This is a genomic window from Streptococcus mitis, from assembly GCF_001579045.1.
GTDB lineage: Bacteria > Bacillota > Bacilli > Lactobacillales > Streptococcaceae > Streptococcus > Streptococcus mitis_D.
This window is the reverse complement of sequence record NZ_KQ970274.1, coordinates 1-493: the sequence shown is the minus strand read 5'-3', so window position 1 is coordinate 493 and position 493 is coordinate 1. Positions and strand designations below refer to the sequence as shown.

Annotated in this window: 1 protein-coding gene; it reads right to left on the bottom strand. The window is 38.1% G+C overall.

The features are described from left to right. Window positions 1-176 precede the first annotated feature (176 nt). Window positions 177-493: LPXTG cell wall anchor domain-containing protein (locus tag SMIDD28_RS10720; protein ID WP_155719342.1), on the bottom strand; the 317-nt coding region annotated here is incomplete at its 5' end.

Below are 493 nucleotides of genomic sequence, written 5' to 3'. Positions count from 1 at the left end.
TTTTACAACAGATTTGTTCACATCTTATTTCAATCTACTATAAAAACAAAATCTCCACTTTCAAACCGGAAGGTGGAGATTTTGTTTTAAGAACCTTTTTACTTAAAGATTCGACAGACTGAGAAATGGTAGAAAAGAGCTACTTATTATTACATGATTATCAAAAAATCTACAAATTAAGCTTCTTCGTCATCTTTACGACGACGTCCTGCAAAGCTAAGACCAAGCATTGCACTTGCGACAGCAGCTAGCACTGCCACAGTAGAATCCGTTGTACCTGTATTTGGTAATTCAGTGGCGACTTTACGCGAATTGGTTTCATCTACTGCTTTCTTAGCTACTTCTTTGGCTGTAGTAACATTTGTACCTGTTGTTGGCACATTTTCAATTGCTTGCTTACCTGCAGCTTTCGCGCTATCAACTCCTGCTTGATCTGTTGCTTTGTCAATTGCTGATTTTGCTTTTGTTGCTTCAGTATCTACTGCTGCTTTGG